The sequence below is a fragment of the bacterium genome, assembly GCA_030693205.1.
Taxonomy (GTDB): domain Bacteria; phylum Patescibacteriota; class Minisyncoccia; order JAHIHE01; family JAHIHE01; genus JAHILZ01.
On record JAUYBG010000004.1, the window covers coordinates 1 to 4,025 of the forward strand.

The following is a 4,025-nucleotide window of genomic DNA, read 5'->3' on the forward strand; positions in this document are numbered from 1 at the left end:
TAATTTTTTTGGATTTTTATTTAACCCGTTAAAAATAGGTAATTATTATAAACTAAAGCGGTTTTTAAAAAAATAATATGGCTTCAATAATTTCTAATGGGTTGAAAAGCAAATTAAATTTTTTTATAATCTTTATTTTAATCAGCGTTTTGGTTTTGTCGGGATTCCAATGCACCAGGCAGAATCGCGGCAAGCCTATTGATATTGTCGTCTGGAATCTTTGGGATGACGCGGCCAGTTGGAAAGATATGATCGCTTCCTACGAAGCTTTGATTGCCGCCGATGAAACGAAAACACCGGTCAAGATCGTTTATTATAAAAAAGTCCTTAGCGGCAATGAAAATTATGAAAATGAATTCAATAATGCTTTAAGCCAGGGTAACGGACCAGATATCATTGCTTTGAATAATTCTTGGATGCCCCGCTATAAAAATAAAATTTCTCCTCTGGACGAAGGCGCTAAGACAGCCCAGACCTATCAAAGAAAATTTGTGGATGTGGTTAGCTATGATTTTTTGGAAGGAAATAATATATACGCCGTACCGCTTTCTATGGATACTTTGGCTCTTTATTACAATGTAGATATTCTTAATGCTGCCGGTATTTTCGATCCGCCGCGAACTTGGGATGAATTCAATACGGCGGTAAAAAAACTTACCATGCGCGACGCGAACGGGAATATTAAGCGCGCCGGCGCGGCGATAGGCACGGATAAAAATATAAATCGTTCATCGGATATTCTTAGCCTTTTGATGCTGCAAAGCGGCTCTTCAATTGTTGATGATGTTCAAAAAAAAGCAACTTTTACTGATCTTGTCGAAGGCAGCAGCACTAGAGAAGACGAGAAAAGGAGTATTGGGGGCACGGCGATCCAGTTTTATACCGATTTTGCCAATCCTGCCAAGACCGTTTATACTTGGGATCCGCTAATGGATTATTCAATCGATGCTTTTTATCAGATGAATGCGGCTATGATGATAAATTATGCTTATACTGTTCCTACTGTCCGCTCCAAAGCTCCCAAGCTCAAGTTCGCGGTATCTTCAATGCCTCAGATCACCGGAGTCACTGTTCCGGTCAATTATGCTAATTATTGGGCAATGGCGGTTTCCGCCGGCAGCACTCACAAGGCGGAAGCTTGGGACTTCTTGATGTATATCACTAATCCTGAAATTGCAAAAACTTATCTCGCTAAAACCGCCAAACCTGCCGCTCAGCGCGATTTGGTCAGCTGGCAGGAAAACGGCGAAGATTTGAATTTAGCGGTTTTTGCCCGACAATCGCTTACGGCTAAAAGTTGGTATCAAAAAGATAATTTTGCCATAGAAACAATTTTTAACGACGCGATCAATTCAGTTGTTTTGAATCGTTCGACGGCGGAAAACGCCAGTGAATTGGCCGCTTCACAGCTTGATCAGATAATGAAAGAGAAAATTAAATAATAATCATATTATTTAATTTAAACCGTAAACATATGAGCAATTTGAAAATTATTTCTAAGAAATTTTTGATGAAAGTTTTTGGAGTTATCGTTCTTTCGGCGATTTTTGTTTTTCCGGCAAAAGCGGTAATAACATTTAATTCCACGACTCAATACAATACGGTCAATGAATTGACGACAGGCGTAGTAAATTGGTTTTTAAGCGTAACCGCCGGCATAACGATTTTCTTTTTGATCATCGGCGGCATCTATTATTTGACTGCTTTTGGGGATGAAAAACGGATGCAGGAAGGAAAGAGGATCATTACTTATGCGATTTATGGCCTGGTAATAATTTTGATCTCTTATTCGGTTGTGACCACCTTGAATACGATCATTTTCAGTTAAAAGTTTTAAAAGGCATATTTTAGAAATGTTGAATAATTTGGATATTTTGGGCAAACTATGTTCGTGAATTGTGATTTGATTTATTTGACACGGTTTAATTAATAATATACAATGGAAGTAAGAAAAAGTCTTACTTCCAGTAAACATATTATTTTTTTTAATTTATCGAAACATGGATAGCTTAATTGCCAAATTGTATCAGTCTTCAAAAACAATCTTAACTAATAAAGAGATAGCTTTAATTTGGCAGGAAACCAATGAAAATAATTTAAAATCTAAAATTGCTTACTATGCAAAGCGGGGATCGCTTCTAAGGCTAACCAGGGGAGTTTTTGCTAAAGAGAAAAATTATAATTCCAAAGAATTGGCGACAAGTATTTACGCTCCGTCGTATATCAGTTTTGAGACTGTATTGCGGGAAGCAGGCGTTGTTTTTCAGCATTACGATACTATTTTTATTGCCAGTAAATGGACAAAAACGATAATTATAGACAAGCGCGCTTTTACTTTTAGAAAATTAAAAGATAAGGTATTATACAATTCGGCCGGCATAATTAATCGAGATAATTTTAGCATAGCCACATTGGAAAGAGCGTTTTTGGATATGATTTATTTATTTCCTGAATATCATTTTGATAATTTTAGCGGTATAAACTGGGAGAAATGCTTTGATTTGGCAAGGATATATGATAATAAAGAGCTGGTAAAACGGTTAAATAAATATTTTAAAAATTATGCTGAATAAAGAAAAACACCAATTAATAATGGGCCAGATTTTAAAAGATATTTACACGGATATCTCTATTTCTTCATTGCTTGGATTCAAGGGCGGCACCGCGGCGTTTTTTCTCTATGGCCTCCCAAGATTTTCAGTGGATTTAGACTTTGATTTTCTTTCAGCGGACAACGGAAACAAAGAGATAATTTTTGATAAAATAAAAATAATTCTGGAAAAATATGGCCGGATAAAAGACAGTTATATCAAGCGATTTACTATTTTTGCTCTTTTGTCATATGGCGATGATGATCATAATATTAAAATTGAAATAAATATCAGAGATTCGGCCGCCGATGTCAGAAGTTGTTACGAATTAAAAAAATATCTTGGCATTTCAATGCTGGCGGCGAAGAAAGATTGCCTTTTTTCCAATAAGCTGGCCGCGCTTGCCTTGCGGCGCGAATTAGCAATGCGAGATGTGTACGATATATATTTTTTTGCTAAAAATAACTGGGATATTAATTCCGAAGTAATACAAGAGCGAACGGGCAAAAAAATTAAAGATTATTTGGCCGATTGCATTGCTGTAATTGAAAAAATAAAAGAGAATCAAGCATTGCAAGGATTGGGCGAGTTGATAAACGAAAAAGAGAAAATGTGGGTTAAGCGGAATTTGAAAAAAGAAGCGATTTTTATGCTTAAAAATTATATGTCTGTTTTGAAGTAATTTGGACTGAGTAATTTTTTGCAGTTTTGCGGAATAACGCAGCCGAAACAGCGGATGTTAGCAATCTTTACGCATCTTTCAAAGATGCTAACGGAAATAAAAGAGAGAGTGCCTTAGAGTATTATGCGGGGATTTACGAATGGGATAATGCCATAATTGGCTGGCAAGTGCAGACAATATGTCCAGGCGTAAAATACAAGATCAGAACTGCAGTTTCTGAAGGAGCAATAGAAGTAAAATTTTATGGATAAAGTAATACCAAGCGTATTACTTCTTTTTTTGGTCAAACCCTTGACTTTTTTTCCAGATGTGCTATAAATAGGTTAGGTGATTTGATATGAGTATAAAAAGTAAACAGTTGGCTGTACAGCTTGGAATAATTGTCTTTACTGGGCTAACATTCAACACAGCAGTGACTGCCAGTAAGGCAGAAACATTTCAGTTGACTGTAATAGCAGTATATGCAGTTATTCTAATGGCTGCATACAAAATCAGCGTAATTTGGCAATTTTGCCAAAAAAATTTTAAAATGGCGAAAATACCGAGTTCTAAAAAAGGAACTCCGCATTAAACCATTTTTTTTATTATATTAACCGATGAACTGGAGGGTCTCTGCATAAGTTCACATACATCTTGCACTCCATGAAACCCTAAATGGAGTTTTACAATTCAATCCATTCTAAATATACTGGTATTAAAGGTTTTATCACCTTGTATAATTACGCCTTAAAATACCAATATATGATCACTGC

At 36.0% G+C, this 4,025-nt stretch carries 6 protein-coding genes; all 6 read left to right on the forward strand.

The window, feature by feature from the left end:
- Positions 1–77 precede the first annotated feature (77 nt).
- The gene (locus Q8N37_00265) at positions 78–1,442 is read left to right on the forward strand and encodes an extracellular solute-binding protein (protein ID MDP3056942.1); all 1,365 of its coding nucleotides are present in this window, start codon (positions 78–80) and stop codon (positions 1,440–1,442) included.
- 32 nt (positions 1,443–1,474) lie between these two features.
- Positions 1,475–1,828: a hypothetical protein gene (locus Q8N37_00270; GenBank protein ID MDP3056943.1), complete on the forward strand. Its 354-nt coding sequence runs from the start codon at positions 1,475–1,477 to the stop codon at positions 1,826–1,828.
- A 172-nt stretch (positions 1,829–2,000) separates the two neighbouring features.
- Entirely contained in the window at positions 2,001–2,573 is a 573-nt protein-coding gene (locus Q8N37_00275) for a hypothetical protein (protein ID MDP3056944.1), read from the forward strand.
- Entirely contained in the window at positions 2,563–3,273 is a 711-nt protein-coding gene (locus tag Q8N37_00280) for a nucleotidyl transferase AbiEii/AbiGii toxin family protein (GenBank protein MDP3056945.1), read from the forward strand. Before Q8N37_00275 ends, Q8N37_00280 begins: the two co-directional genes overlap by 11 nt.
- Before the next feature lie 26 nt (positions 3,274–3,299).
- On the forward strand, positions 3,300–3,524 hold the full coding sequence (locus Q8N37_00285) for a hypothetical protein (GenBank protein MDP3056946.1): 225 nt from the start codon (positions 3,300–3,302) through the stop codon (positions 3,522–3,524).
- A gap of 86 nt (positions 3,525–3,610) precedes the next feature.
- Positions 3,611–3,844 carry a hypothetical protein gene (locus Q8N37_00290; GenBank protein ID MDP3056947.1) on the forward strand — a complete coding sequence of 78 codons (234 nt, stop codon included), beginning with the start codon at positions 3,611–3,613 and terminating at the stop codon, positions 3,842–3,844.
- Positions 3,845–4,025 lie beyond the last annotated feature (181 nt).